Source organism: Staphylococcus sp. HMSC072B07 (genome assembly GCF_001815505.1).
Classification (GTDB): Bacteria; Bacillota; Bacilli; order Staphylococcales; family Staphylococcaceae; genus Staphylococcus; species Staphylococcus simulans.
In genome coordinates, this window is sequence record NZ_KV820894.1 from 1 (window position 1) to 2,481 (window position 2,481).

3 protein-coding genes are annotated in these 2,481 nt (G+C 30.8%); all 3 read left to right on the forward strand.

The genetic code is table 11. The annotated features are described in order from the left end of the window. Positions 1–60: 60 nt before the first annotated feature. A complete protein-coding gene (locus HMPREF3031_RS00050) occupies positions 61–537 on the forward strand; it encodes a replication/maintenance protein RepL (protein WP_000664727.1) in 477 nt (158 codons plus the stop codon). A gap of 694 nt (positions 538–1,231) precedes the next feature. Then, complete coding sequence (gene ermCL / locus HMPREF3031_RS13225) at positions 1,232–1,291, forward strand: 23S rRNA methylase leader peptide ErmCL (RefSeq protein ID WP_002497446.1); 60 nt, start codon at positions 1,232–1,234, stop codon at positions 1,289–1,291. Between the two features lie 60 nt (positions 1,292–1,351). Further along, entirely contained in the window at positions 1,352–2,086 is a 735-nt protein-coding gene (erm(C), locus tag HMPREF3031_RS00055; protein ID WP_001003264.1) for a 23S rRNA (adenine(2058)-N(6))-methyltransferase Erm(C), read from the forward strand. The last annotated feature ends 395 nt before the right edge of the window (positions 2,087–2,481 follow it).

The following is a 2,481-nucleotide window of genomic DNA, read 5'->3' on the forward strand; positions in this document are numbered from 1 at the left end:
TTTTTTTTTAGAACAGTTATGATATAGTTAGAATAGTTTAAAATAAGGAGTGAGAAAAAGATGAAAGAAAGATATGGAACAGTCTATAAAGGCTCTCAGAGGCTCATAGACGAAGAAAGTGGAGAAGTCATAGAGGTAGACAAGTTATACCGTAAACAAACGTCTGGTAACTTCGTAAAGGCATATATAGTGCAATTAATAAGTATGTTAGATATGATTGGCGGAAAAAAACTTAAAATCGTTAACTATATCCTAGATAATGTCCACTTAAGTAACAATACAATGATAGCTACAACAAGAGAAATAGCAAAAGCTACAGGAACAAGTCTACAAACAGTAATAACAACACTTAAAATCTTAGAAGAAGGAAATATTATAAAAAGAAAAACTGGAGTATTAATGTTAAACCCTGAACTACTAATGAGAGGCGACGACCAAAAACAAAAATACCTCTTACTCGAATTTGGGAACTTTGAGCAAGAGGCAAATGAAAAACAAGAAAATGCATTATCTGATTATTATTCTTTCAAGGACTAGTATAACATAAAATCGTCTACAAATAGACAAAAAACCTGCACGCTTAATGTAGATCAAAAGCTTAACGCAAATGAAATAGATTGACCTCCCAATAACTACGTGGTGTTATTGGGAGGTCAATCTATGAAATGCGATTAAGCTTTTTCTAATTCGCATAAGCGTGCAGGTTTAAAGTACATAAAAAATATAATGAAAAAAAGCATCATTATACTAACGTTATACCAACATTATACTCTCATTATACTAATTGCTTATTCCAATTTCCTATTGGTTGGAACCAACAGGCGTTAGTGTGTTGTTGAGTTGGTACTTTCATGGGATTAATCCCATGAAACCCCCAACCAACTCGCCAAAGCTTTGGCTAACACACACGCCATTCCAACCAATAGTTTTCTCGGCATAAAGCCATGCTCTGACGCTTAAGTGCACTAATGCCTTTAAAAAACATTAAAGTCTAACACACTAGACTTATTTACTTCGTAATTAAGTCGTTAAACCGTGTGCTCTACGACCAAAACTATAAAACCTTTAAGAACTTTCTTTTTTCTTGTAAAAAAAGAAACTAGATAAATCTCTCATATCTTTTATTCAATAATCGCATCAGATTGCAGTATAAATTTAACGATCACTCATCATGTTCATATTTATCAGAGCTCGTGCTATAATTATACTAATTTTATAAGGAGGAAAAAATATGGGCATTTTTAGTATTTTTGTAATCAGCACAGTTCATTATCAACCAAACAAAAAATAAGTGGTTATAATGAATCGTTAATAAGCAAAATTCATTATAACCAAATTAAAGAGGGTTATAATGAACGAGAAAAATATAAAACACAGTCAAAACTTTATTACTTCAAAACATAATATAGATAAAATAATGACAAATATAAGATTAAATGAACATGATAATATCTTTGAAATCGGCTCAGGAAAAGGCCATTTTACCCTTGAATTAGTACAGAGGTGTAATTTCGTAACTGCCATTGAAATAGACCATAAATTATGCAAAACTACAGAAAATAAACTTGTTGATCACGATAATTTCCAAGTTTTAAACAAGGATATATTGCAGTTTAAATTTCCTAAAAACCAATCCTATAAAATATTTGGTAATATACCTTATAACATAAGTACAGATATAATACGCAAAATTGTTTTTGATAGTATAGCTGATGAGATTTATTTAATCGTGGAATACGGGTTTGCTAAAAGATTATTAAATACAAAACGCTCATTGGCATTACTTTTAATGGCAGAAGTTGATATTTCTATATTAAGTATGGTTCCAAGAGAATATTTTCATCCTAAACCTAAAGTGAATAGCTCACTTATCAGATTAAATAGAAAAAAATCAAGAATATCACACAAAGATAAACAGAAGTATAATTATTTCGTTATGAAATGGGTTAACAAAGAATACAAGAAAATATTTACAAAAAATCAATTTAACAATTCCTTAAAACATGCAGGAATTGACGATTTAAACAATATTAGCTTTGAACAATTCTTATCTCTTTTCAATAGCTATAAATTATTTAATAAGTAAGTTAAGGGATGCATAAACTGCATCCCTTAACTTGTTTTTCGTGTACCTATTTTTTGTGAATCGATTATGTCTTTTGCGCATTCGCTTCTTTTCTATATAAATATGAGCGAAGCGAATAAGCGTCGGAAAAGCAGCAAAAAGTTTCCTTTTTGCTGTTGGAGCATGGGGGTTCAGGGGGTGCAGTATCTGACGTCAATGCCGAGCGAAAGCGAGCCGAAGGGTAGCATTTACGTTAGATAACCCCCTGATATGCTCCGACGCTTTATATAGAAAAGAAGATTCAACTAGGTAAAATCTTAATATAGGTTGAGATGATAAGGTTTATAAGGAATTTGTTTGTTCTAATTTTTCACTCATTTTGTTCTAATTTCTTTTAACAAATGTTCTTTTTTTTT

Bases quoted from the DNA above. Each gene is read 5' to 3' on its own strand.
- HMPREF3031_RS00050 (WP_000664727.1), top strand. From the start codon at position 61: ATGAAAGAAAGATATGGAACAGTCTATAAAGGCTCTCAGAGGCTCATA.